Raw genomic sequence first — 25682 nt, forward strand, 5'->3', positions numbered from 1 at the left:
AACTGGTAGCAAGGGAGATGGCAGAAGGTGAGTGTGAAAAGGACTTTTATTGAGGCCACTTTTCCGGTCAAAGCCGTAAGCGAGCAGTCCGCCCGGGAGAAGAACATCCGCCACGGGCACATCTCCACCCTGCACATCTGGTGGGCGAGGCGGCCGCTGGCAGCCTCGCGGGCGACCATCTATGCCGCCCTTACCCCGGAGCCGAAGGACGAAATAGAGCGGATAGGACGGGCTGAGTTCATCGCTGAGCTTTCCAGATGGGAAAATTCTTTGAATCCCTATTATATGGAACGGGCGAGAAGGGAGATCCTGGCGGCCAATGGCGGAACACCGCTCCGGGTGCTGGACCCCTTTGGCGGAGGCGGTTCCATCCCCCTGGAGGCCCTGCGCCTGGGCTGCGAGACCTATGCCTCAGACCTCAACCCGGTGGCCGTCTTGATCGAAAAGGCTACCCTGGAGTTTCCCCAGAAATACGGCAGGTCGGTAAAGCGGAAGGAGCGCACTCCAGTAGGAGAGGTGGAGCGGGAGGTCAATCCCCTCCTGGAGGACGTTAAGCGCTGGGGGGAGTGGGTGCTGGAGGAGGCCAGGAAGGAAATCGGGCGCTTTTACCCTCCTGACCCCGACGGGAGCATCCCTGTAGGCTATATCTGGGCGCGGACGGTGCGGTGCCAGAACCCGGCCTGCGGTGCGGAGATCCCTTTGATGCGCCAGACCTGGCTGGCCAAGAAAGAGAGGAAAAAGGTCGCCCTGCGGATCGTGCCGCGGGGGAATGCTGTGGAGTTTGAGATTGCAGAAGGCGAGGAGATCGATTTCGACCCCGGGGAAGGCACAATAGCGCGTGCTAAGGCCATCTGCCTCTGCTGCCGCAGCGGCCTGACCGACAAAGAGATGCGCAAGCAGTTCCGAGAGGGCAGGGCCGGCCAGCGCATGGTGGCTGTGGTCCTCCACCATCCTGAGCAGCAGGGCAAGGCCTACCGGCTGGCCACGGAAGAGGACATGGAGATTTTCCGGGAAGCAGAGAGGTATCTGGAACAGAAGCGGGAGGAGCTGTGGGACAGGTGGGGCTTCGACCCGGTGCCGGATGAAGATTTACCTCCTAAGGATACGTTAGGCTTTCGTGTTCAAAGGTATGGTATTTTGAAGTGGGGCGACCTCTTCAACCCCCGTCAGAAGCTGTCACTGATCACCTTTGCGGATAAGGTGCGGCAGGCGCATGAGCTGATGCTGGCAGAGGGGTATGACGAGGAGCACGCCAGGGCGGTGGCGACGTATCTAGCACTTGGGGTGGATCGTTTAGTTAATAGAACAAGTCAGCAGAATGTGTGGAATGTCTTTGCAGAAAAAGCTGAGCAAGTTTTTCTCAGACAGGCGTTGCCCATTCTATGGGATTATTGTGAAATTAATACCATTGGGGTTCAAGGATGGGGAAAACAATTTAGTTATATCAAGATAGTTTTAGACAACCTCTCAATATCCAATATTATGTCACCTAGTATAATTCAATCTTCCGCCACCTCCCTACCCTATCCCGATAACTTCTTCGACGCTGTGGTCACCGACCCGCCGTACTACGACAACGTGCCCTATTCTTATCTTTCGGACTTCTTCTACGTCTGGCTCAAGCGCACCGTGGGGGATTTATACCCTGACCTCTTTGCTACTCCACTCACTCCGAAGTCCGAAGAAATCGTCGCCTACACCCGTGAGCAAGGCGGCTTTGAGGAGGGTAAAAGGTTTTTTGAGGAGATGATCACCAGGGCCTTCCGGGAGATCGCTCGCGTCCTGAATCCCGAAGGCGTTGCGATCATCGTCTTCGCCCATAAGACCACAGATGCCTGGGAGACGATCATCAACGCCCTTTTGAATTCCGGCCTCTACCTCACCGCCTCCTGGCCGCTGAATACCGAGATGCAGGCACGCCTGAGGGCTAAGGAATCGGCGGCCCTGGCCTCATCCATCTACATGGTCTGCCGCAAGCGCACGAAAAAGGAAACCGCTTACTTCAATGAGATCAAGCCTCAGGTGGAGGAAAGGATCCGTCAAAAGCTCGACCAGTTCTGGAACGAAGGGATCGGCGGCAGCGACTTCTTCATCTCCGCCATCGGCCCCGCTCTGGAGGTCTTCGGCCAATACGAGCGGGTGGAGACCTACTCGGGTGAGGAAGTCAAAGCGGCAGACCTCCTGGAGTTTATCCGCAAAACGGTGAGCGAATACGCCCTCGCCAGGATCCTGAAAGACAGCCATCTGGGCGGCATTGACGCCGAGACCCGTTTTTACCTGCTGTGGCGCTGGGCCTACAACGGGGCCAAAGTCCTTTTCGATGAGGCCAGGAAACTGGCCAGCGCCGTGGGGATCGAGCTTGACCAGTACTGGAGCGGGGGCTTTGTTAAGAAAGATAGGGAGTTTATCGGTGTGCTGGGGCCGAAGGAGCGAGATAAAAAGTTTCTGGAAAAGGGGAAGCTGGACAACATGGTGGATGTCCTCCACGCGTGTCTCGTCCTCTGGGAGAAAAACCAGCGGCAGAAGATCACCGAAATTCTTACTGCTACAGGGCACCTGCACAACAACGACTTCTGGCAGGTGGCACAGGCCCTCTCCGAAGTGCTGCCGCCGGGGGATAAGGAGAAGCAGCTGCTTCAGGGCTTCTTGTACGGGCGGGAAAGCTATCAGAAAGCGACAAACGGCGGTGACAACGGACAGCTCCGCCTGTTCCAGTAAAGTTTTGATGCCTGTTCTGAATTTACCTCTGTTAGGGGGATAAATATCTGATTTTAAGGAGGGCGCGTCTATGGCTCTACCGGCATGGTGGCAGGTAGTGATACCTCATAAAGACATCCGGGAAAAGTCCTTCAGCGAGGCGGTCTTCGCCGCCGATCTGGGTGATGTGGTAGGCGGCACGGCGCCAGAGGAATACAGAGACCCGCGTCTTTTCTTTGAAAAGACCTACCTGACCGCAGGTTTGAAAAACCTGGTGCGCAACGTCCTTTCCCGCCTCAGCACCGGCAAAGGCGACCCCGTTATCCAGCTGCAGACCCCCTTTGGCGGTGGCAAGACCCATGCCCTCTTGACCCTCTACCATCTGGTGAAGTCTTTCGGCCAGCTCACCCACCTGGAGCAGCTCCAGGAGTTGCTGGCTGACTGGCAGGGCTTTTCCGGGGCAAGGGTGGCGGCCTTTGCCGGAACGACAGCCGACCCCGTAAAGGGCAGGACGCCCTGGGGCGAGATCGCCTACCAGCTCGGCTGTTATGAGATCGTCAAAGAGCATGATCTAAGGCGGGTGGCGCCGGGGAAAGAGCGGATCAAGGAAGTCTTGCAGAAAAGCGGTCCCACCTTAATCCTGATGGATGAGTTATTGCAGTACATCGTCAAGGCCAATCAGGTTGAAAAAGTTGAGAAGATCACCCAGGGGCAGACACTGGCCTTCCTCCAGGAGCTGTCGGAGGCGGTCACCACCTCTGAGAAAGCCGTTCTGGTGCTGACACTCCCCGCCAGCATCCTGGAGCAGTACGATGAAGAGGCCGAGAAGTCCCTCGCCCAGCTGCAGAAGGTATCAGGCAGGGTAGAGAGCATTTATGTGCCGGTGGAAGGTGTCGAGATCTACGAAGTCATCCGCAAGCGGCTTTTCGAAAACCTGGGTGACTCCAAAGTCCATCGCCAGATCGCCGAGGCTTATTTCCGCTTCTATCAAGAACTCGGCAGCGATGCTCCTGCTGAGGTGCGGGAGACCGCCTACCGAGAGAAGATCGAGCGGGCCTATCCCTTTCACCCGGAATTTATCGATGTTTTGTACGAACGCTGGGGCTCCTTCCCCACCTTTCAGCGCACCCGGGGAGTGTTGCGGTTCCTGGCCATGATCGTCGAGGACCTCTATGAGCGCAAAGTTACATCTCCTCTGATCCACTCCTCCCTGGTGGATCTGGCCGATGTGCCTGTGCGCAGGGAGTTCATCAACCACATCGGCAATGAATTCGACAGCATCATTTGCTCCGACATCCTCGGCAAAGCCCGGCGAATCGATCAGGAGATGGGCAGTGAATACGAAAGGTACGGCCTCGCCAAAGGCCTTGCCACAGCGGTCTTTCTCTATTCCTTTAGCGGTGGGGAGCGTCGAGGAGTAAATCTCCCCTGGCTGCGGGTCGCCCTCTTGCGGGAGGGCGTTCCTCCCACCATTGTCGGTGACGCCGTCAGCAAGCTCGAAGACTCGCTCTGGTATTTCCATACGGAAAAGCGCTTCTACAGCTTCAAGAACCAGCCCAACCTGAACCGCATCATTGTGGACAAAGAAGAGGCCATTGACCCAGAACAGGTTCGTGAGAGCCTTTACGAGCATCTGAACAGATTGGCCAGAGGAGCTTCTTTTGACGTCTACCTTTGGCCGAAGGCTTCAGGGGACATCCCCGACAACCGGCGCCTGAAGCTCATCCTGCTGGATCCAGAGCAGAAATACGGGGAAAGCGAAACCGCAACCTTTATCCGGGAGATTTTGGATAACAGCGGCTCTACTTTTCGCATTTACCGCAATACGGTATTTGCCGCAGCCATGGATGCTGGCTCATACGCTGCGCTGGAGAGACAGCTCAGGCGCTTCCTGGCGTTGCAGGAGATCTCGGGCGACACCACCATCTCCCTGACTGCAGGTGACCGGGAGGAACTCCAGACTAAGCTCACTCAGTCAAGGAAGGATCTACCTAGTGCAATTGTTTCTGCCTACCGCCACGTCGGCTGGCGCGGCAACGGAGATGTGGTCTGGCGGGATATGGGGATCATGACAACGGGGGAAAACCCGTCCGTATGCATCCGTGTCTGGCGGTATCTCAAAGACGAGGAGCGCATTTTGTCTTTCCTCACGCCTAAAGTGATCCTCGACCGGGCTTTCGGCAAGGAAGAGACAGAAAAGACTCTCAACGAGATCTTTGATGTTTTCCTCAAAACTCCCGGACTGCCCTGCCTGGAGAGTGAAAAGGTGTTGCTTGATGCAGCCAGCCAGGGCGCAAAGGCCGGTCTGCTCGGGGTACGCCTCGGTTATGCTCTCTATTTTGGCAAAACTCCGCCGGAATTATCTCTGGATGCTCTCATTGTCCGTCCCGAAAAGGCGGAGGAAGAGAAGAAGGCCGGAGGTGAAATTCCCGGCGGCGGTAGCGGTTCTCACGGATGGGGCAGCGTTTATGCGGGTTCTGGCGACGGCAAGGGGGGTGTGCTGGTGGTCCAGGAAGATGGGGGAAGTGATGCGGGACAAGGTGACGAGCAGATTGTTTCAGGTGGTACAGGTGGTCCCGGCCAGCCGGCAGCGGTTAAAGTCAAGCGAGTCAGCATCAAGGCCGCTGTTCCCTGGGATAAACTCTCGCAGATTGTGGCGGGCGTGATCCGTCCTTTGAAGGCCTCAGGCGATGAGCCGAAAATCATCATAGAAGTTAAGGCCGAGTCCGAAAGCGGTTTTGACCGTACCACCCTCGACAGCAAGGTGAAGGAAACCCTCCAACAGGTTGGAGCGGTTATAGAAGAATGGGAAGAAAGCTGAGATGTAACCCGGTGAAGAAAAAAATTTTGTTATTTCGTTTTATTTTATAACAACTATTAATACCTTATAATATCTTATAAAAAGAGGTATAATAAACTTGACTGTCTGGATAGCTCTTCTCCGTAAAGCCGCGAGAGAACGAAATGCCGGAAATTTGGAAGAGGGTTATATTATTTCCCGGCATGCCCTTCAAAGAATGGGTGAACGGGGAATAGCAGAAGAGGATATAACGAAGTGCGGCCTGGAAGGGAAAGTGTTGGAAACACAGGATCATGGCCGGGATATTAAAGTTCTTGTTCAGGGTGTCGATTCTGATGGCCAGGACTTTTACATGATAGTGGCCTTGCGTTTTCCCAGACCGGTCATTGTTACTGTCTGCCGCTTCCAGGATGAAGCGTGGGAAGATTTAGGGCCTTTTAAGAAAAGGCGTAAGGAGGATTAACAATGGAATGTTATATCTGCGGTGGCGAAATGAAAAAGATCAAAAAAGATGTGGATGCCACCTGGAAAGGTCGTACAATTACTTTTCGGGGGATGAATGCCTGGGTCTGCAGCTCCTGTGGTGAAGAGGCCTATGAGCCTGATGACGTTCGCCTGATGCAGGGGCTGATCCGGGGTACCCTGAATCAGCCTGAATATCCGGAAATAATGAATGTGAGTGAGGTAGCGGAACTGCTCCGTGTGAGCAACCAGACAGTTTATAACCTGGTTAAAAGCGGCCGGCTTCCTGCGACGAAAGTAGGTCGGGAGTGGCGCTTCTCCCGGGAAAAGATCCTGCAAGTACTGGGTGGGGAAGCCTTTAAGGAGGAGGCAATAACTGAGGAAAAGCAAGATAGTGGGGTGAAGATGGCGGCACGTAAAGCCGACGATAATGGTATCTCCGAGCGAGATTTACAGGTAATTCAGAGGCATCTGGCCGAAATGGGCGGGCAGCAAGGGGGGTAATGGCAGTGTCATTATCTCCCGTTTTTTATGCCCGGCAACTGCGCCATGAACTGAAATTAACCGGTGCTGTGGATCTTAGTCTGGTGGCAGATCGGATGAATATCAAAATCTTCGAAGAAGCCCTTGATGCCGAGGGATACCTGATACAAAAGGGTAAAGAGGCCCGTATTATTATAAACAACAACATTGGCTATGAAACCAGGAAGTGCTTTACTATTGCACATGAACTCGGGCATTTTTATATGCCCCATCACCAGGAAAGCATATTCCGCTGCCTGGCTAGAGATATTCAATCCTATTGCAGTGATCGGAAATTGGAATATGAGGCGAACGAGTTTGCAGGAGAATTTTTGTTACCGGCTCAGGAACTGGAAAAGCGTTTATTGCAACCTCCAAATCTGGACATGATAAAAGAGTTCAGTAAGATTTATGGGACGTCTTTAACTGCAACAGCCGTCAAAGTTGTTCAATTAACGTGTGAAAAGATAGCGGTTGTTCTCTCCGAATCAGGTGAAATCAAATGGTTTCGCAAATCTGAATCCTTTCCCTACTGGATTAACAAAGGACCTCTTCACGAGTGGACCTATGCCTATGACTTTTTCACTGCGGGAAAAAGCCTTCCGGAAACACCGCAGAAGGTACAGGCTATGGCCTGGTGCCAGGGAGTTTCAAGAGAAGAATTGATTTTTGAGGAATCAATGGCATTTCCTAACCTGAATATAGTAATGACTTTGCTTTACATCCCGTATGAAGAGGAATTCGACGCTTTCTATTGATAGTGCAAATTAAAGTATGGCCAATTTAAAGGTAATATCTATGACATCGTGGTGCCTGTAAAGGTATATGCAGTTCAACGGCTGCGCCTGATGCCGGGAAGCCGCGCCGGATCAAATGGTGGCCGCCAGGGAAGTGCGAGTATTTCAGCCCCAGTTGTGAGTGCTAAGCTGGTTTCAATTGAGTGTAGAAATTGAAAAGGCGTGATGCTTTTGGATAGAAAACGCAAGGAATTTTTTAGAGGCTGTCTGTTGGGGGGAGCGGTGGGCGATGCCCTCGGCTGGCCGGTTGAATTTATGAGGCTGGCTGAGATCAAAAAGAGGTACGGCGAACGGGGAATCGAAAACCTTGTTTTAAACGCTGACGGAAAGGCCGAAATCACCGACGACACCCAGCTGACCCTTTTCACAGCCGAAGGCTTGCTGCGTGCTTCTACACGGCGTAATTTGAGGGGGAACTGCCACCTCCCAACAGTAGTTTACCACGCCTATCTCCGCTGGCTTCATACCCAGGGAGTGAAATGTAAAGGTGGAGAAGAGATCGTCAAAAATCTTGACGGCTGGGTGTCAAAAATAAAGGCGCTTTACGCCCGCCGCGCTCCGGGGAGTACCTGCCTGAGCGCCCTCTCAAATGGGAGAATGGGGACGATCGAGAAGCACATCAACAACAGCAAGGGCTGTGGCGGAGTGATCCGCGTCGCACCTGTGGGCCTGATGTTCACGAAAAAGGATGCTTTTAAAATTGGCTGCGAACTCGCCGCCATCACCCACGGGCATCCAGGCGGCTACCTGTCGGCAGGGTTGCACGCCTGCATCATCAGCTGCCTGATTGAGGGTATGGAGCTGGAAGATGCCGTGAGCGCAGCGATTCAGGAACTTGCAGCATATCCCGGAAGTGAGGAATGCCTGGGGCTAATCAATAAGGCGGTTGAGCTTGCACAAGACAACGATCCATCAGAAGATGCCCTGAAACAGCTAGGTGAAGGATGGGTAGGGGAAGAGGCCATTGCCATAGCCGTTTACTGCTTGCTTGTATACAAGAACGATTTCAAAAAGGCCGTTTGCCTTGCCGTAAACCACGATGGGGACAGCGACAGCACCGGAGCAATTACCGGCAACATCCTCGGCGTCTGTTTGGGGGTAGAAGGCATTCCCCCTGTGTGGTGGGAGCATGTTGAGCTGAGGGATGAGATTATCGCTGTGGCGGATGACCTGCAGATCGGCTTTGAAGAGAGCGAGAGATGGTTGAAAAAATACCCTGGATGGTAAACACCAGAAAGATGCTATAGCATTCTGCCAAGCAGGCAGGATGGCGGTGGGTGACGCCTGCTCCTCAATTGCATGCCTCTGGGGCGGGCCGCAGGCCTCGCGCGCTGGCGCCGCGCCATGCCGCCCCCGCAGGGCTGTCGGTGGCCGCCACTGCTGTTCTTTAGACGCAGCATCCGTGTGGTTCAGCGCCGCGCCCAACGAGCATCCGGCAGCTGGCGTGCCCGGTACTCCCGGCGTGTCTTCCGCTCACCTCGGTCATTTCCTTCGTTTTGCTCACTCCGGCCGTTCTGCATCCAGTTCCTCCACTAGGCTGCCGACCCACATTTATCGCCGAATCCAGCACCTGCAGGGATACTTTTCTCTCCGGCAATCTGCAGGAGCTGTCTCCGGCTCCCGAACGCCTGCGGCTGATCTGTCCCTGAACTATCCTCCTCAGGCTTGTATCAGTTGAGTGAGTGGAAAGCGGTGTGACGGCTGCCGCCGTCAGGCCTGCCGCTGCGCCCGCGCTCGGATGGCACCCGCCAACCCGCCTCCTCCTCTCTCATTGTACGGGGGGAGCCCCGCCCGTGGTCAAGGCACGCTCCAGCGGGCGGGCTCCCTCCATACCGTACCGTAACCTCCGCCCGCCCGCTTCCGCTCTTGCCGGCACTTGGGCAGAGAGGCGGCTGCTGATGATTGGTGCCGGGTTCAGCCTTGACTCCGGGCACCCCCCCGTTCCCCGAAGCAAAAAAGGAGGCGTTTCTCATGTTGGAGCCGCCACTCCGCATGTCATTAACTGGTTATTAAGAATTAAGAATTAAAATGAAAAAATAAAATTTTTTCAAACAGAAGGAGGAATTTCAGAACAAATCGCGAATTACCTCTAGATACCATTATTGGAGGTAAAAAGGGTGGAAAATAGCAATAAAACCTTTGAAATGCCCTATATCACAACAGTAAACCCAGGGGCTGTTCCGGTAATCACCATGCTCTGCCGTACAGCAAAGATCGGGGAGATAGTTAACCAGATGGTCGAATGGGATGAGGACAGATCCAAAATCTCACCTGGACTGCTCATCGAAAGCTTGATCGTCTGTATCTTCTGCGGCCGTAAACCCCTCTGGAGAGTGGAAGAATTCTGGGCAAAACAGGACCTCAAATTGCTCTTCGACGGTGTAGATGTCACCGTAGACCAGCTCAATGACGATGCCTATGGCCGTGCCTTGGATAAACTGTCCGAAGTAAAGATGGAAGAACTGGAAAAGTCTTTTGCTCATTGGTTATGCTTACAGCCCATGACCTGAACATCTCAACAATACACTTGGACACCACCACCAAATCAGTTCAGGGAGCTTATGAAAATGATGCATTTGGAGACTTTCTGATCACTTACGGCCATAGTAAAGACCATCGTTCCGATCTAAAACAGTTCAAGATCGGCGCTGCAGTTCAAGAGAATGGCCACCCGGTGATGGGACAGATCTTTTCAGGCAATAAATCAGATAAAGTTTGGAACCCAGAGGCAGTACTCAAGATGTCTGAGTTTTTCAATAAAAAGGGGTATAAGGATGTCGTCTTTGTTTCCGATTGCGCTATCGTGTCAACAGATTCCTTAAATGAACTGTCCCGTAAACATATCCAGTTCATCTCCCGACTTCCGGAAACCTTTAAACTTGCCCAGGAACTCAAAGACCTGGCTTGGCAAGCCGATAACTGGAATGATATCGGCCCTTTAAGCGACGCTAAAACGGCTGCAAACTACAAAACCTTTGCTATACAGAGAGAGCTAAACGGCAGAAAGTATGATTTTGTAGTGGTTTATTCCTCAGTACTGGATGCAAAGAAAGAAAAAACACTGAAAAAACGCATCGCCAAACAAAAAGAAGAACTGCAAAAGCTGGCAAAAGATCTAGCAAAGCAAAAGTTTGCCTGTGCGCCTGATGCTGAAACTGCCCTCAAAAAGTTTCAAGCAAAAGCTGAAGAAATGGGCTTTACAACTCAGGGCGAAATAAAGGTTGAAGAAAAGCGTTCTTATTCCGGCAAAGGCCGACCCCGCAAAGGGGAAGAACCAACAATCTCTATCACTTACCAGTGTCAATGCCGGATCGGAGAAATGAAACCAGACTATTATGAGCAACTCCGCCAGAAAGAGTCTACCTTTGTTCTGATAGCCAATGTCAGGGATAAGAAAAAGTGGGATGATCGCAGGATTCTCCAGGAATACAAAAACCAATCTTCTATAGAAAACAAGTTTCGTTTCCTGAAAAGCCCCGTTTATCTTGGCCCTGTCTATCTGGAAAAACCCAACCGCATCCAGGCTCTCGGTTATGTTTTTATCCTGGTGCTTCTAATCTCTTCCTACCTGGAGTACCGGGTGCGCAAAAGCTTGAAGGAGAACAAGGAATATGTGCTGCTGCCGGGGAAAAAGAAAACTGACCGCCCTACAACAAAAACTATTATGGAATACTTCAGCTTCATCATGATCGTAATCGTTAACGGACAACGCCTTTTCCCCAGTAATTGCAATAAACAAGCTCTAAACCTGGTGAGATGGGCCGGTTATGACCCTGAGGAAGTTTATCTAAAGCCACTGCCCTGGTATCCAGGTCGTAAAAAATGAGTGTCAATTCTATCATCAACCAAATAAAAGTAAAATGGAATAATCTGACACGCGGAGTATCGGTTGGAGAGTCTGGTTGGTCTGTTGGCTACGGTGGACGGGCGGCGCATCGGCCGTGCGGTGGATGGTATCGCTCAGGGGTACTACCGGGTGCAGGTGGTGAAAGTGGATGAGGAGCACGGCCTCGTCACCGCCTACGTCCTGGCGTTCAATGACGGGCAGTTCACCACTGAGTACTGCGTGGACACTCGGGACGGATGGCTTCGCCTGGTGCAGCTGCCGGGACTTCATCGTTGGCGGCCACAGGTGTAAGCACATGGCGGTGCTGGCTCTCTCGCTCATGCGGGAGGACGCTCTCAGGGCAGCGGAAGCGCAGGCCAGCGAGTTGGAGCAGCGGCGCAGCCGCAAGAGGCGTGCGGCGGGGTAAGCCCCGCTTTTTTTTGGTCGGCGCTTCAGCGCTTTGAACTAACGTGGGTGTATCAGACGGCGCAAGGCCCTTGCTCCGTGCCCCGTCCGCCCACCCGTCTTCAGCGGCATTCAGCTGGCCAACTGGCGGTTGGTGCGACTTCTGCCGAAGAGCAGTGCTGTTGAGGAGCTTGAGGCGATTGACCCATCCCTGCTGGCTGCCGGTTTCCGGCCTCCGCAGACTGTGGGTGGGTATTCTGGGTAAGCATGTTTCGCAGCCCGCCGCACAGACTGCTCCGGCCACCGGCAGCGCCAGGCCTCCGCAGACCTGCGGTAAAGCCTTCCTTCTCAGGGTGCCGCAGGACTGCTCCGGCCTGGCTCCAAGTGAGCAGCTTCCCACCCGGTGCTGTCTCCTCATCACAGCCCTTCCAACCCTGCCCGCCCACCCGGCAGCCGAGCCCTTGCCCTCCCGCCCAACTGCCGCGGCCTGGGGCACCCTTCTCCTCCAGCCCTCCCCAATCATCCCTCTTCAAGCCTACTCATCCAGAAAGAGCCGCAGGGGGAGGGCCGCCGCATCCCCACCCAGCCCTGCTTATCCAGCGGCTACCCCACTCATCAGGAATTATCTGCAGATCCGCAGCTGCAGGGCGCCTACCCCAAAGCAGCAGTGTATGCTTACCACCCCAGCCGCCAGGTCAGCTTCTCCTGCTGGCTGGACGCTGGGGGTTGGAGAAGGGGAGCATCATGCCCGGCAGTGCCAGTCATCCTTTGGGGTGCGGGCATCATGCTCCCCAGAAGCAAAAGAAGCAGCGGAAGGGGCTGCAGAGCGTCGCCTCTCCCCAGTGGTTTTTCCCTGATGGGCTTCCGCACTGCAGCCCCATTGGAAAAGTTTATCCCTTTCGGCACCACCATTCTACGCTGCGCGGCGGGCTCCTGCTGTCAATGGCCGGGCGCCGCCGGCTCCCTCCATACCGTACTGTACCCTCCGCCAGACGGCGCCCTCTCCGCTGCGCTCCGCCCTTGACAGCGCCCTTGCTCCGCTGAATGGTTACCGGTGCCCGAAAGGGAATAACGGGCGGGAGGCTTGCAGCAGGGATGCATGCCTTCGCAAAAAATCTCAAAAGGAGGGCTTTCAGATGTCAGATGCTGTGGGTGTTGTCAGGGAGTTAGTGGAGAGGGCACGCCGCCTGCCGGCGGAGATCGAGGGGATGGTGCTGGTGCTTGCCGACAAGAAGCAGGCGCTGCACGACCTGGTCCAGGTGAAGGCTCAGATCGAGGCCAGCCTGGCTGGTGAGGTGGCGAGCGAAGTGGACGAGGCCGGCCGCAAGCGCTACCCCAACGAAGAATCGAGGAAGGCAGAGATCGCCAGGCGGCTCCAGGAAAACCGGGAGTATCAGGAGACGGAGCAGATGCTGCGGGATATCCGCCAGGAGTGCATCGAGCTGGAAGCCAAGCTCGACCGGGCACGCTACGAGCACAGGGCGGCTACTACCCTGCTGTACCTGGTGGCCAGCGGAGTCCAGGGCAGCAACCAGGCGGTGGTCGAGGCGGTGTTGGGCGTATGCGCCGCAGATGCTGCTCAGGATGCGGCCAGGGAAGAAAAGATGCAGAATTTCGTCAACTGCCTGCAGACCGGTGAGGTCCCGCACGAGAGTGATCAGCAAAAGGGATCCAGGCAGGCGAAGGGCGATTACCGGGAGGCACGGGTCACTGTCCTGGAGGCACGGCCGGGCAAAAGCGAGAATGTGATCAGGGCCTACTGCGAGACCGGCGACGGCGAAAGGGGGGCGGTCTACGGTAAAAACGGCACCGGCAGGAAGCTGGCCGCCCTGGTCGGCCAGGAGATCACCGTCAAGTTTCGGGAAGGCAATTACGGCTGGTTTGCGGTGGCGGTAAAGTAAGAGAGGCCTGGGGTTAACCCCAGGCCGATCTCGGGAGCGGGTCCGGAGGTGGAAAATCGCCCGCTCTTATTTTCTTCTTTTCGCCGCCGGGAAGAAAAGTCCTCTTTGCAAAAAGAAAAGTTTATCTTCTGGTACCGGCAGGCGCCGCCCCGCCCACCCGCCAGCATTATCTGCTTCCGCCGGGGGAGGCCTGCCCAGGCTCGCACCTGCCCACCCGCCGCCCGGGCAGATCTTTTTTATTGCGGGTCAAGGTAATTCCGCCTGTTATTTCGCCAACGTCACCCTCACCTCCGACCGGATTTTCTTTTTGAACACCTGAAGGGGTTCACCTAGCCACCGGGAAGAGCGGGATGCTCGAGGTGCCGCCCGGGGCGGGCCGGCTCGTTCCCCCGGAGCCCGGGGCGGTGCAGGCCAGAAGCCGGGCGAGGGAGAGGATGAGGACTTCTTCGTCGGCGCAAGTCATAAGGTCGTGGGACTTCAGCTCCGGAGTTTCCGGCTAGTTCTTTTACCTCTATTTTTTTACGACATTTGCCCATCAGCTGGGAGCGGTGGACCGGAAGCGGCCCGCCGGGCTCCTGGGTGGGCGATCCCGCGTTTTTTCGGCCCTTTATCTTTTTCTCTTCGTCCTACTGCTGTTCCAGTCTCGAAGTGACTTCAGCGTACAGGTTCCTCAGTTCGTTCAGGCACCTCTCTAATGGCTCTAAGGCCAACCTTTCATCGTTATCTATTTTTTGTAGACGGATTTGCTTCTCTGATTCGATTTGCTCGTAAAGCGGCGCGTAGGCTTCTTCTATCTTCTTTCTTTCGTACTCAACAAGGGGAGAAGAGCCCAGCCCGCGCGAGAGGGCGGACTTGACGGCGGCGTTGACAGCGGCTGTTTCCTGTCTCTTTAGGTTCTCGACAGATGCATTGTATGCGCTTTCGACTAAATTGCGCTGGTACTGGTACTCGCTCTTTACTTTTTGGATCTTTTGCTCCACGTCACTTATCGAAAGTTCCAGCTCTCTTTTAAGCTTCTCCAGCTCCATTCTCTCCTTAGCAGTCAGCCGGGGGACGCCAGTTACCGGCTGGAGCAACCTTATTACTTCCGTGTTCTCCTTACCTTCGGCGTATCTCAGTGCTGTATACCCGCTCTTGTCCCGGATGTTGGGGTCTGCTCCTGCTTTCAGCAGTGCTTCGACCACCGCCTTGTGGCCGTTGGCAGCGGCCAGTATCAGTGCCGTTACACCGAATTTGTCGTCTCTAATGTTAGGGTCGGCCCCTGCACTCAAGAGAGCATTAACTACTTCGATGTTGCCCGTTCCTGATGCCACTGCAAGGGGGGTAGCACTGGTTTCACCAAAATCGCTTTTGATGTTCGGGTCGGCGCCGCTTTCAAGCAGAAGTTTTACTATGCTCGTGTTGTTGTTGCTGACTGCAAGCATTAGAGCTGTTATGCCTTGCACTTGAGCATTTGGATCTGCCCCGCTTTCAAGAAATACCCTTACCATCACTTCGTTGTTGTCCTTTACGAACTGTAACAACCATCCGTTAAGTCTTTCAACGTCGACGATATCGACCGTTCGGCTAGCCTCGTCCCACTTAACCCTGCAGTTCAAGGTTTCGGCAACGAAGCGGAGCGGCACCATCAACCGCCCTCCTACTATTTGGGAGGGCACGTCCAATGCTACCGGCAGGTTGTTCTTCATGGCTTTGCCGCCTACTTTCAGCTTGAGTTGGAGTTCGCCTTTTGTTATGGTCGCCGTTTTTGTCGCACCATCCCACGCCACATCGGCGCCCAGCGCCTCTGCTACAAACCGGATGGGAACCACCGTCCGCCCGTTGATTATCTGCGGCGGCACGCTGGAATGAACTTCCTGACCGTTAACACAAAGGCGAATGGGGTTTGAAGCACTGGCAGGAGCTGACCCGCTGGTAGCTAGGACGGCAACCAGTGCAACTAAAACAAAAGCCTTTCTCATAATATCCCTCCTAAGGCAGGATTCAAAGGAAAAATGTTGCCCCACGGGATTGCGTAGACTTTAAGACCCCATGGGGTTTCTAAGGCTGGGCCTGTTTAACCGGCTGCCTCCAGGGGCTTGGTTGCAGGCGCTCTCTTTGTTTAAGGCCGGTCGTCGATCGGACTGCAAGGTTGCGGGGGTTGGCAAAGCTAAGCGAGGTGTTATGGAGGGACCTACCTGCAGCAGGTTTCAGTGCCTGTATCTTAGTAGTCCAGCCAACTATTAAAGGTGTAACTGGGATAGCTTTGGAGGTAGGAACGCCCAGAGTATAGTCTGCTGTCGAGCGAAGGAAAGGCTGAATAGGAATAGCTGGGCCAGTAAGAAGAGTAGAACCAGGAGTAGCTGCGGTAGTAGGAAGAGCTGGGCCACCTTTTCGTCCCCGCCTTGCCGGTGTAAGGGTTGTAGTTTCCGTAGGTACTCCAGTTATTCCAGAAGTTGCCGTCAGGATAGCTCCGGTAGTGGGGGGCAACATAAGTGCCGTCTTTTCTAAAGTAGCCGCGCACGTACACTGCTGCGCCCGCCGTGCTCGAGAGGGCAAAAGCCAGGAGCAGCATGAGTGCCAGGGTGAAGATGATCCTCCTGTTCATTACCATCTCACCTCCTCGTTAAGATAGTTTTTGTAACACCAATTGATCCAGCCCTTAAAAGAAGCCCGGCTTGGATCAAAAATGCTCCTTGACAACTGGAAATTGGGTATTCACTTTTGGCGGTGTTCCAGGCAAAATGTAGTCGTGAGATTATGTTCTGGGTAGGTGTTGTCCTCCTTGAGGTCCGACCTCTTAGAAAGCCTGACCCCCAGCCCATAACCTGTACCCCTGACGCGTAAGTTGCGCAACTTGTCAAGATCCTGTCCAATGGTAGCAGGTTGGATAGAACAAGGTCCTGACAGGAAAGCGTTGTTTCCGGCGAGGCTGTTGACCGGTTATGGTGCCTGGGACCCCGCATAATCTCGCACAATTCCTCCCTGGGAGGGGGTGAAACTGATGAAACTGTTTGTCGGTATCGATGTCAGCATGAAAGATTTCAAGGCCCGGATGTTCGACGCAGAGGGCGAGGAGATCGCCAAGCGCATTCGCTGCAAGAACGACGATCCGGGTGCAGAGTCCTTTGTTAAGTACCTGGTGGAGATCTGCGGCGCCAACGAAGTTGATTCCCTGCGGATCGGCATGGAGTCCACCTCTGTCTATGGCTGGCACCTGCAGATGCGCCTGGCCGGTGAGCCTTTGCTGGCTTCCTTTCACCCCCAGGTGTACGTCTTCAATCCCAAGGTGATCGCCAACTTCAGAAAACAGTACGTCGATATCCCGAAGGATGACTGGTTCGACTGCCTGGTGATCGCCGACCGGCTCAGGTTCGGACGGCTGCCCGAGAGCTGCCAGGTGGACTTCCGCTACCTGCCCCTCCAGCGGCTGACCAGGTTCCGTTACCACCTGATCCAGACCATCACCCGGGAGAAGAACTATTTTCTGACCAACCTGTTCCTGAAGTTCAATACCATCTGCCAGGACAAGGTGCTGAGCGACATCTTCGGGGCCACCTCGGAGGCGATCCTGACCGAGTTCCTTTCTCCGGAAGAGATTGCGGCACGACCGCTTGATGAGTTGATTGACTTCCTGATGGAGAAGGGGAAGAGTCATTTCTCCAATCCCGAAGCTACGGCCAAGGCCTTAAAGCATGCCGCAGCCTGCGCTTACAGGCTGCACGGAAGCCTCCTGGAGCCGCTGAACCTGATCCTGGCCACCAGTTTGCAGACCATCCGTACCCTGGAACAGCAGGTCAAGAGTATTGACAAGGCAATTGAGAAAGAACTGTCACACTTTCCGAACACTCTGCAGTCGATGCCGGGCATGGGGCCTGTCTGTACCGCCGGAATAATCGCCGAGATCGGCGACATCCACCGGTTCGACAACGAGAAGGCAGTCGCCAAGTTTGCCGGCCTCACCTGGCGGAAACACCAGTCAGGCGAGTTTGAAGCCGATGACACACCGCTTACGAAAACCGGCAACGTGTACCTGCGCTATTACTTTGTAATGGCCGCCGACAGCGTGCGTAAATGGGACCCCAGGTTTGCCGAGTTCTATGCCCGTAAGTTTAAATAGAGTTCCACTCACCACCATCGCCGTGCTTTGGTTCTGACCGCACGTAAACTCGTGCGGGTGGTTGATGCTCTGCTACGCAGCAACCAACTATACGTGCCCCAGGGGCAGAGAAAGGTGGTTTAGGTTTAGTCTGTCGGGTGGCTCTTCTGCTAATAGCAACGCTTCATAATACCGTATCGACCGTCCAGTAGGGTTTATCCCGAAAGACCACAACGGATAAGACGCTACAGTGCGTGGAGCATTATTCATATCACCCACCTGACTATTGTCTCTCAATCGATGAACCATTTATGTTGCTTTTTTCCATTTACCTCTGGAAACAAGCTTAGTTTGGTATGCGCTTGGATCTTGACATATTACCGTAAGGCTTCCCCTCGTTTTCTTGTGTTTCCAGTATATCCAATGCAACGCTCTAATGTCAATATATTCCTCCCGCGGGATTGACCAGTACGAGGAGCGACCAGACTTCCTGGAGTCACGGCATTGTCTCAGGGCCGTGCTTCTCTTTAAAGGAACTTTCTCCCAGGCGTGAACCTTTGAAAGACAGCAGGCGGCCTTTATAGCCCCGCTACTTGCCCTTTTGGGTGTGTGAGGTAGAAGGGCCTTCCCTGGGGCGAGCTGGAAAGCGCCAGGTGCTGGCGAACAGTACTCGGTAGGTCAAATGGGGAATGCGCAGCTCTAAATCTCAATATAGACGGGAGGAGCCTGCTGTGCAGGGAAGTTTGATGCCGCTTCGCGTTTTTCTCGACACGAATGCGCTGATCTCCTTTCTTGAGTCCGATCAATTTTCGAGGTACACCAGCTTTCCGAGACCTCTCCTGGACCTTCACTTCTGGAGCTAAAGATTGAAAGTAAGTCGGGAGATGATATTTCTTCTGAATCAATATCAGGAAGTGCCTTCCTTCCTGTGTAAAAGCAGGAAAAAACGTATTAATCGAGAAATTATCATTAGCTGCGTGGGAATCCGTAAAACAAGGGGGGATTCATCTTGTTAGGTGGGCTGTTCTCCAAACGCACAGTCCTCGTTGGTTTGGTTTTGGCCCTGAGTTTTCTGCTGGCGCCGCCATCTCAAGCTGCTAGTCTAGAGGCGGTTTACCTCCTCAAGGTCATGGATCTGGAAAACAAGGCAGTGGTAGTCAGGGCAAACGGCGACATGTACCTGATCGAGTACGGGATCGGGGTCCTATCTATCTGGCGCTATGAGGGCAAGACCGTGTACATCTACTCTCCTACTTTATTCGCAGGGATTGGGTCGAAGATCATCCTCCCCGACCGGGATCAAGAGGCCCGGATTTGGGACTCAGAGTATCTGGGGAACTACTTTGATTCCCTTGCTCCAGAGCCTGTTGCTCCTCCTGTTTCTCCTTCTCCTCAGCTCACTCCGGTGCCGTCATCTCCCTCCCCAGGGGGAACCACGGTGATGGCTGTCCTCAGGGCAGGCGATCCAGTGATGATGGTCAACGGGCAGGGAATTGTAATGGATGCCCTCCCATACCTTAAGAACAGCCGGCTGTACGTCTCAGCACGGTTCTGCGCCAGAGCCTTCGGAATTCCCGACGCGAACATCATGTGGGACGGGACGACGGGAACGGCTAGAATCATAGCCGGTTCACGAGTCATCCAAATGACGATTGGAAGCAACGTTATGAGCGTCAACGGTGCATCGATCGTCATGGATACTGTTCCTGAAATTGTGCCCCCGGGCCGCGTGATGCTTCCGATTGGCTGGCTGGCGCAGGCACTTGGCGCACAGGCGACATGGGATCAGACAACCCAGACCGCGACCCTCGAATTCTAAGTTGTGAGACTCTCTTTCCGATAAGTCCAGGATATCGTAAAGATATAGGATTCCTGCATTGCCTGTGTTAATAGTAATCCCGTTTGGTTTAGAGAAGTTTTTCTTGAATACGGGAGGCAACAATATGCCTGCGAAAGTGATCAGTTTTATTAACCTTAAGGGCGGAGTTGGCAAAACAACTTTAGCACTTGCTTGCGCGGAGATTCTTGCAGGAACTCCGACCTGGAAAAAAATCTTTGATCCAAGATTTTTTGATTATGTTTATCGGGAAGGACCACCATCTAAGGTGCTTCTTATTGATTTAGATGGCCAGGCGAATTTAACATTTGCTGTGTTGGGAGAAGATACTATCAGAGAATGCTGGGATAACCATAGGTCAACGTATCATTTTTTTGCCTCTATACTCGAGGGTCGCCGTAAGACCTTAGAAGAATGTGTACGTAAGACATGTTCTAATGTAGAAAGTGCGCAGGGGAACCTCCACTTTATCCCTTCCAGTATAGAACTTTTTAATTTTGAAGAAAAGATAATAGAAGCTTGTGAAAAGGGTATGAGGATTGACTTATTTTCTTTGAGGAAAGAACTGAAAAAGGCTCTCATTGAGGAGGGCCTATTAGAGGCTTATGACTATGTCATTATTGATTGTCCGCCGAATTTATCCGTTCTCACGGAAAATGCTATTATTGCAAGCGACTTTTACGTGGTTCCGGTTATACCTGAAAAGCTTTCAACTTACGGCTTGGAACTTATTAAGAGAAGGGTTGGTGAGCTTCGAGAAGAATACCAGGAATATACTGCAATAGAAATTCTTGGTACTGTTCTTAATCGGGTTGACGTTCGCAGAGCTGATCATCTTAAATTAGCAGAGAAGATTATTACAGATAACAACTTCAAAACATTTGACAACTGGATAGGAGATGTTAAGCCATTATACATAGTTACTGATTTTGGGTATGGCCCTTACCCCAACCCTTACTGCAAGTACGGAGGAGGGATGAGGCGCAAAAACCCCAAGGTGGCCCCTATTGTCAAGACAGTTTTTTAAAAATTTAAGAGCCCAACATACGTTCGGTTGGTTTGTTATCAGCAAAGTGGTTAGGGTTATTGAACGATCCCTACTACCATTTCTGTAACAATATCCCTGGTGGCAGCCACCTCCTCTCGCATATTTTGGTAGGATTGCATGTAAAGTTCTGCAGGCGTCTGGTAGTTCAGTGATTGGTGCGGGCGGCGATAGTTATAAAAAAGTCCAGGTAGCGGGCAATTCTTTGTCTAGCTTCCCGGGGACTGGTGTACTCGTTTAAGTATACTTCCTCATACTTGAGACTGCGCCAGAGGCGCTCGATAAAGATGTTATCAGTTGCCCTGATTTGGATCCCTGCGTTTTTTAGAAGTTCTATGTATTGCGGGCTGGTAAACTGGCTTCCCTGGTCGCTGTTCATGATTTCCGGCCGGGACCGGGCCAAAGATCTTTCGACTGCATCCAAGACAAAGGATATCTCCAGCGTGAGATCCATTTCCCAACCGACCACATAGCGGGAGTACCAGTCCATGATTGCCACCAGGTACATCCAGCCCTTTTGCAGGCGAATGTAAGTAATATCTATGCCCCACACCTGGTCTGGATGAGTGATTTCGAGGTTTCTAAGCAAGTAAGGATAAACCTTATGTTGCTGACTGCGCCTGCTCAGATTTGGGCCGGGATGAATGCCGGTGATCCCCATTTCCCGCATATGTCGCTGTACCGCTTTACGGTTGACTTCAAAGCCCTCGCGGCGAAGCTGTGCTGTAATCCGTCTGGAGCCGTAGTACGGATGTTCTGTGTAGATCTCATCAATGCGGTGTTTGATAGCGATTTCCTCCGGTGAAGGGCCCACAGGCTTGTAATAAAGGCTTGTGCGATTAAGGCTCAAAAGTCTGGCCTGTGTTGCAATGGGAATTTCCGGGTTATCCCACTCGACCAGGGCTATGCGTTGCTCACGGGTCATGGTGGATGCCAGATTTTTTTTTCAACCAGGACAGTTGTGTGGTCAGACGGCCAATCTCAGCGTACAAGTCCTGGATCTGCTTTTCGTAGTCTTTTTTCATGGCCTCTATATTTCTTTTATCAAAAAGTTGGGGCAGGTTTTCGAGCGCTTCTTTTTTCCAATTCTTTAACTGAGTGGTATGGACTCCGTATTCCGATGATAGCTGTGAGAGGGTTTTCTCTTCTTTGAGAATTTCCAGCACGATCTTGCTTTTGAATTCCGGCGAATATTGTTTACGAACAGACATTTGGTTCTAAAAACCCCTTTCTCACTGTCTAAAATCTTGGGTCCATTATACCCGAAATATTACAGGATACAGGTAAAAAATCTTAGGCTGGCATATAGTCGTGATCCTGAGGAGCCTTTATCAATAGATCAGTGGGAAATTAGGGCTTATACCATAGCTAATGGCAAGAAAAAGACTTACAGTATTGAAGATACGGATCTTATTTTTGCAATTAACATTGAAACACACGATTTTGCAATCATTCCGGTTGATTGTATCCCTGCTTCAGGGATTGTAAAAATATCACAAAAAACAAGAGAGGTTGTTACTTAAACTCATTTTTAGCCTTAGACAATCATGTCACCTCCGGTGACACCAACAGAGGATCAAAATAGGTGCTAGTCGAATAAAACCTTCAGCGGCTGGTAACGAGGTCGAAATACCTTGGTGCTTTGAGCCCGATACTTAGACGGACCCCAGCGGCCTGGTGCACCACTGATTGTTGCTCCCATCTGGGAAGCACGCAGGGCAGATTGCTCATTCAAAGGCCACTGCACCAGCCCTGACTATCCAAAGCCGCTAAAGGAGGATCTTTGATGGATGTCGTGTTCCCGTACTGTTGTGGTTTGGACGTTCACAAAAACTCTGTCGTTGCCTGCGTTATTACGCCAGATGAAAAGGAAATAAGAACATTTGGTACCATGACCAGAGATCTTTTAAACCTGGCTGACTGGCTTACCAGCAAAGGCTGTACACATGTGGCCATGGAAAGTACCGGGGTTTATTGGAAGCCGATCTATAATATCCTTGAACAGTATCAGCTGGAACTCCTGGTCGTCAACGCCAAGCATATTAAAGCCGTTCCAGGTCGCAAAACCGATGTCAAAGATGCCGAATGGATTGCAGACCTCTTGCGCCACGGTCTTTTGAAAGGAAGCTACATTCCTGACAGAGAACAGCGGGAATTAAGGGAACTGGTCGGTTACCGCAAAAGCCTCGTCGAAGAACGTGCCAGGGAAGTTAACCGTATCCAAAAAACGCTGGAAGGCGCCGGGATTAAACTGTCATCAGTGGCAACAGATGTTGTCGGCGTCTCCGGCAGGGCGATGATCGAAGGTATCATTTCCGGTATCGATGATCCCGCTGTTCTCGCAGACTTTGCACAAAAGAAATTAAAGAAAAAGAAAGAGCAACTGGAGCAAGCCCTGTTTGGATTGGTGGGAAAACACCAGCGATTGCTTTTAGCAGCCCAACTGCGCCATATCGATTATCTTGATCAGGAAATTGCACGCCTTGATCAAGAGATCGAGGAGCGGATGCGCCCTTTTGAGGCAGAGCTGGCTCTTTTGGATACTATTCCAGGAGTTGGGAGAAGAACCTCTCAAGTTATTTTAGCCTGTATAGGTGCAGATATGTCACGATTTCCATCCGCAGCTCACCTGTCTTCATGGGCAGGGGTGGCCCCCGGCAATAATGAAAGCGCCGGTAAACGCAAGAGCGGTAAAACAACCAAAGGTAATACGCTGTTACACACTACCTTGATCCAGGCTGCCAGGGCTGCCTCCCGCACTAAAAACACCTACCTTTCCGCTCTGTATCACCGTGTTGCTGCCAGAAGAGGCGCTAACAGGGCTGCTGTTGCTGTTGCTCATTCTATTTTGGTCAGCGTTTATTACATGTTGATTAGAAGAGTGCCTTATCATGATCTCGGCGGTGACTATTTTGAGAAAAGAAATTCTAAAGCGGTTGTCAATCGTGCTGTTAAGCAATTAGAACAACTGGGTTATCATGTGAGCATCGAGGTTGCATAATCGAGCTCTTAGTTTTATTCGTTTTTAAGTCTCATTATCCCTTTAATGCCTAGGGTCTGCTTGATTATTGCCTTTTTTGTGAAGCTAATTTTCAGGGCTGATGAAGAGTAATTTTTATTAAATAAACGTGAAAGTTTGAACGAAACTTGCCGCCCATTTGCCGCCCAAATTTTCAAGAAAGGGCGGCAATTTACCTTTCTTGGACAAAAAAAGAGAGCCCGAAAACCGCATCAAATCAGCATTTTTGCTAATAAGCAACAGCTAACATTAACGCGCTTCTCGGACTCAAAATCCGCTGAGGTTAGCCCCTCGTGTGGGTTCGACTCCCACCTTCGGCACCAGGAAATCCAAACTCCGCAAGGATTTGCGGGGTTGTTTATTTTTGCCGGGATTTTTTCGTGGCGCAGTCGGAGACAAAGACGACTTCTTTGAATCCTTTTTTGTCAAAGAACTCAAAACTTTAAGCGCTGCTTCCCGATTCCATGCTTTATTCAATTTGTTGCCATCTTCCCTGTACCGCAAAGCATAGTAATCACCGAAACGGCTCCCGGAGTTACTGCGTGATATCAGGCCTAACATATGAATTATGCGACATCCTGTTACCTCCAGTATCTGTAGCTAGAGGCAAATTCGCGCTTTGTCTTAAAACCCCTCCTTCTGTCTGAAAAAATTTTAGCTTTTACCTGAAGTTTTTTAATCTTAATAACCAGTTATTAACATGTGAAGGGCAAGATCTAACATTTAGCTGATCGGCGTTCACTTCCGTCACTACTCCTTTGCTCCGGGTGAAGGTTACAACCAGAAGCGCCGTTTTAACAAAAAAACCGTTGTTGCCATTGCTGCAATTATAAGCACAGAACCGGCAATAGAGCCGGTCCAAAACGCAACCGGGGATATTATTTCTTCGCTGTTTACAAGGATTACGATACCAAAGGTCGCCATGAGACCCCCTAGTATAATTGTTGAACAAATACTCCAAAACTTTGTAGGGACCTGCTCGAAGGCCATATCAGTAATCGAACCTCCCCGGTAATCGCCGGCGTTCATGGACAGGGATGCAGGGACCAGGGAAAGGGCGATTCCCGCCGCCGCACCGGTAAAAGCGAAGATGATCATCAGTAAGGCCGATGCCTTCTGCAAACCTAAGACTATAATCATTACACCCGCCGTTCCTGCCGCAAACAAAGCCAGAGGTAGGTAGGCAAGGAATTTTCCCAAAGCCAGCTGAACGGGTGAAACGGCCGCCAGCCACAACAGCCCCAGACGGCGTCCCTCGGCCTGGTAGGCGGTGGCAACCAATTCCCCGAAGCAGAAAAACCAGATTGCAAATACTGTGATTAATGGATAGGGGAAGGAGGCAACCAGAGAGCGCAAACCGGGGAGCAAAATAGAAGCAGCGATAGTATACTCCAGATCACGATGCGCAGAATCGTCAAAGGATTCCGCTTCAGGGACAGCCATTCTTTCAATATGACTGCCTGGATGGGAGACGGCAGATGGAGAGCTGACAGCAGGGCCAGGATGCTGCGGAATTGATTTTTTTCCGGCCTCCGACTGCTTTGACCTTCCTGTTGCCACAGAGTTTCCTCCCATAAATATGCTGATCGCCCCAGAGCGAAAAGGATTATACCGCTGGCCGTGAGCAGTGCCGGTATCCACCAAAGTATGTGTTGGAATGCCGGCGAGTCTATCAACGCTTCATTGATTGCGGCACTTCTTAAAAGTTTAATCACCACCCATGCGGCTCCTGCGAGCCCGCCGACTTGTAATGCAGGAGCGACTATGAAGGCCAAACCACTCAACCTGTTCAGAAAACGCTTGATAAATAAGACTGTAAAAACCGCCAGGACGGTGCCAAATAACGGGACGAGAAACACTAAACCAAAAAGAGGGATCAGCTTACCGGGAAACCATGCAAGCGCTATCACCAATGCAATCAAAATTGGGTTTACCAGGGATGGCCGCAGGTTCGCCAGATAAGTAACGAGGGTTGTGGACAAAACAACATCCCGCGGGGCCACGGCAAGCAGCCGGTCCACCCGGGCGGTGCACCCGAACAGCATCCGTTCGGAAAAGAGGTAGCCGTTGCCGAATGCCACTAAAAAAGTCATTACCGTAAGGAAACCCGTAATACCCGCTGGTTCCGGGCTCCCTGTTGGATTTTTAAGGACTGAGCGCATCCCAAAGCAAATCGCTGCTATAGTCGCCAGTTCCAACAGTACGAGCCAGAGGCCGGAGCGGCCGAACCGCATCCGCTCATTCCAGGTTTCCTTGAGTTTGATTTTTGACAGTGTCCACCAGTTACTCATCG

Annotated in this window: 20 protein-coding genes and 1 pseudogene; 16 read left to right on the forward strand and 5 right to left on the reverse strand. The window is 52.4% G+C overall.

The window, feature by feature from the left end:
• Positions 1-27 precede the first annotated feature (27 nt).
• The 11 genes from TPH_RS06050 to TPH_RS06105 all read left to right on the forward strand — a co-directional run bounded on the left by TPH_RS06050 (position 28) and on the right by TPH_RS06105 (position 13410).
• The gene (locus TPH_RS06050; RefSeq protein ID WP_148275865.1) at positions 28-2718 is read left to right on the forward strand and encodes a DUF1156 domain-containing protein; all 2691 of its coding nucleotides are present in this window, start codon (positions 28-30) and stop codon (positions 2716-2718) included.
• A 70-nt stretch (positions 2719-2788) separates the two neighbouring features.
• Positions 2789-5518: an ATP-binding protein gene (locus tag TPH_RS06055; RefSeq protein WP_015050308.1), complete on the forward strand. Its 2730-nt coding sequence runs from the start codon at positions 2789-2791 to the stop codon at positions 5516-5518.
• A gap of 97 nt (positions 5519-5615) precedes the next feature.
• On the forward strand, positions 5616-5960 hold the full coding sequence (locus tag TPH_RS06060; RefSeq protein ID WP_015050309.1) for a DUF4258 domain-containing protein: 345 nt from the start codon (positions 5616-5618) through the stop codon (positions 5958-5960).
• 2 nt (positions 5961-5962) lie between these two features.
• The gene (locus TPH_RS06065) at positions 5963-6463 is read left to right on the forward strand and encodes a helix-turn-helix domain-containing protein (protein WP_015050310.1); all 501 of its coding nucleotides are present in this window, start codon (positions 5963-5965) and stop codon (positions 6461-6463) included.
• Positions 6463-7239, forward strand: coding sequence for an ImmA/IrrE family metallo-endopeptidase (locus TPH_RS06070; RefSeq protein ID WP_236608829.1), 777 nt, complete (start codon positions 6463-6465; stop codon positions 7237-7239). Before TPH_RS06065 ends, TPH_RS06070 begins: the two co-directional genes overlap by 1 nt.
• Positions 7240-7443: 204 nt before the next feature.
• Complete coding sequence (locus TPH_RS06075) at positions 7444-8505, forward strand: ADP-ribosylglycohydrolase family protein (protein WP_037999052.1); 1062 nt, start codon at positions 7444-7446, stop codon at positions 8503-8505.
• An 890-nt stretch (positions 8506-9395) separates the two neighbouring features.
• Entirely contained in the window at positions 9396-9788 is a 393-nt protein-coding gene (locus tag TPH_RS06085) for a DUF4277 domain-containing protein (RefSeq protein ID WP_015050314.1), read from the forward strand.
• Entirely contained in the window at positions 9767-11104 is a 1338-nt protein-coding gene (locus TPH_RS06090) for an IS1634 family transposase (protein ID WP_015050315.1), read from the forward strand. The genes TPH_RS06085 and TPH_RS06090 overlap by 22 nt, the downstream gene beginning before the upstream one ends.
• A gap of 211 nt (positions 11105-11315) precedes the next feature.
• The gene (locus TPH_RS16470; RefSeq protein WP_158502661.1) at positions 11316-11531 is read left to right on the forward strand and encodes an SWIM zinc finger family protein; all 216 of its coding nucleotides are present in this window, start codon (positions 11316-11318) and stop codon (positions 11529-11531) included.
• 160 nt (positions 11532-11691) lie between these two features.
• Complete coding sequence (locus TPH_RS16475; protein ID WP_148275866.1) at positions 11692-12366, forward strand: hypothetical protein; 675 nt, start codon at positions 11692-11694, stop codon at positions 12364-12366.
• A 279-nt stretch (positions 12367-12645) separates the two neighbouring features.
• Positions 12646-13410 (forward strand): hypothetical protein, encoded by a 765-nt coding sequence (locus TPH_RS06105; protein ID WP_015050318.1) that lies wholly within the window; start codon positions 12646-12648, stop codon positions 13408-13410.
• A 626-nt stretch (positions 13411-14036) separates the two neighbouring features.
• On the opposite strand, the gene TPH_RS06115 is transcribed toward TPH_RS06105, so the two are convergent.
• Both TPH_RS06115 and TPH_RS15650 read right to left on the reverse strand, forming a co-directional pair.
• The gene (locus tag TPH_RS06115; RefSeq protein ID WP_015050319.1) at positions 14037-15371 is read right to left on the reverse strand and encodes a stalk domain-containing protein; all 1335 of its coding nucleotides are present in this window, start codon (positions 15369-15371) and stop codon (positions 14037-14039) included.
• 242 nt (positions 15372-15613) lie between these two features.
• Complete coding sequence (locus tag TPH_RS15650) at positions 15614-15997, reverse strand: hypothetical protein (RefSeq protein ID WP_015050320.1); 384 nt, start codon at positions 15995-15997, stop codon at positions 15614-15616.
• A 396-nt stretch (positions 15998-16393) separates the two neighbouring features.
• Between TPH_RS15650 and TPH_RS06125 the strand changes: the two are divergent.
• The 3 genes and pseudogenes from TPH_RS06125 (at position 16394) to TPH_RS06135 (ending at position 20352) form a co-directional block, all read left to right on the forward strand.
• Positions 16394-17632: pseudogene (locus TPH_RS06125) on the forward strand (IS110 family RNA-guided transposase).
• A gap of 865 nt (positions 17633-18497) precedes the next feature.
• Positions 18498-19307, forward strand: coding sequence for a copper amine oxidase N-terminal domain-containing protein (locus TPH_RS06130; RefSeq protein WP_015050322.1), 810 nt, complete (start codon positions 18498-18500; stop codon positions 19305-19307).
• Positions 19308-19431: 124 nt separating this feature from the next.
• Positions 19432-20352 carry a ParA family protein gene (locus TPH_RS06135; protein WP_015050323.1) on the forward strand — a complete coding sequence of 307 codons (921 nt, stop codon included), beginning with the start codon at positions 19432-19434 and terminating at the stop codon, positions 20350-20352.
• Between the two features lie 166 nt (positions 20353-20518).
• On the opposite strand, the gene TPH_RS06140 is transcribed toward TPH_RS06135, so the two are convergent.
• Positions 20519-21581 (reverse strand): IS3 family transposase gene (locus TPH_RS06140; protein ID WP_015050566.1). Its coding sequence is split into 2 segments (ribosomal slippage): positions 20519-21316 and positions 21318-21581, totalling 1062 coding nucleotides; the frame shifts between segments, so codons are not numbered across the junction.
• Here TPH_RS06140 and TPH_RS15115 point away from each other — a divergent pair.
• Positions 21582-21893 carry a hypothetical protein gene (locus TPH_RS15115; RefSeq protein ID WP_148275867.1) on the forward strand — a complete coding sequence of 104 codons (312 nt, stop codon included), beginning with the start codon at positions 21582-21584 and terminating at the stop codon, positions 21891-21893. It begins immediately after the preceding gene.
• A gap of 263 nt (positions 21894-22156) precedes the next feature.
• A complete protein-coding gene (locus tag TPH_RS06150) occupies positions 22157-23371 on the forward strand; it encodes an IS110 family RNA-guided transposase (protein WP_015050326.1) in 1215 nt (404 codons plus the stop codon).
• 792 nt (positions 23372-24163) lie between these two features.
• On the opposite strand, the gene TPH_RS15400 is transcribed toward TPH_RS06150, so the two are convergent.
• Together TPH_RS15400 and TPH_RS06160 are read right to left on the reverse strand one after the other, a co-directional pair.
• Positions 24164-24670 carry a hypothetical protein gene (locus TPH_RS15400; protein ID WP_155990780.1) on the reverse strand — a complete coding sequence of 169 codons (507 nt, stop codon included), beginning with the start codon at positions 24668-24670 and terminating at the stop codon, positions 24164-24166.
• Positions 24671-24708: 38 nt separating this feature from the next.
• A complete protein-coding gene (locus TPH_RS06160; protein WP_015050328.1) occupies positions 24709-25680 on the reverse strand; it encodes a VIT1/CCC1 transporter family protein in 972 nt (323 codons plus the stop codon).
• Positions 25681-25682 lie beyond the last annotated feature (2 nt).

Source organism: Thermacetogenium phaeum DSM 12270 (genome assembly GCF_000305935.1).
GTDB lineage: Bacteria > Bacillota > DSM-12270 > Thermacetogeniales > Thermacetogeniaceae > Thermacetogenium > Thermacetogenium phaeum.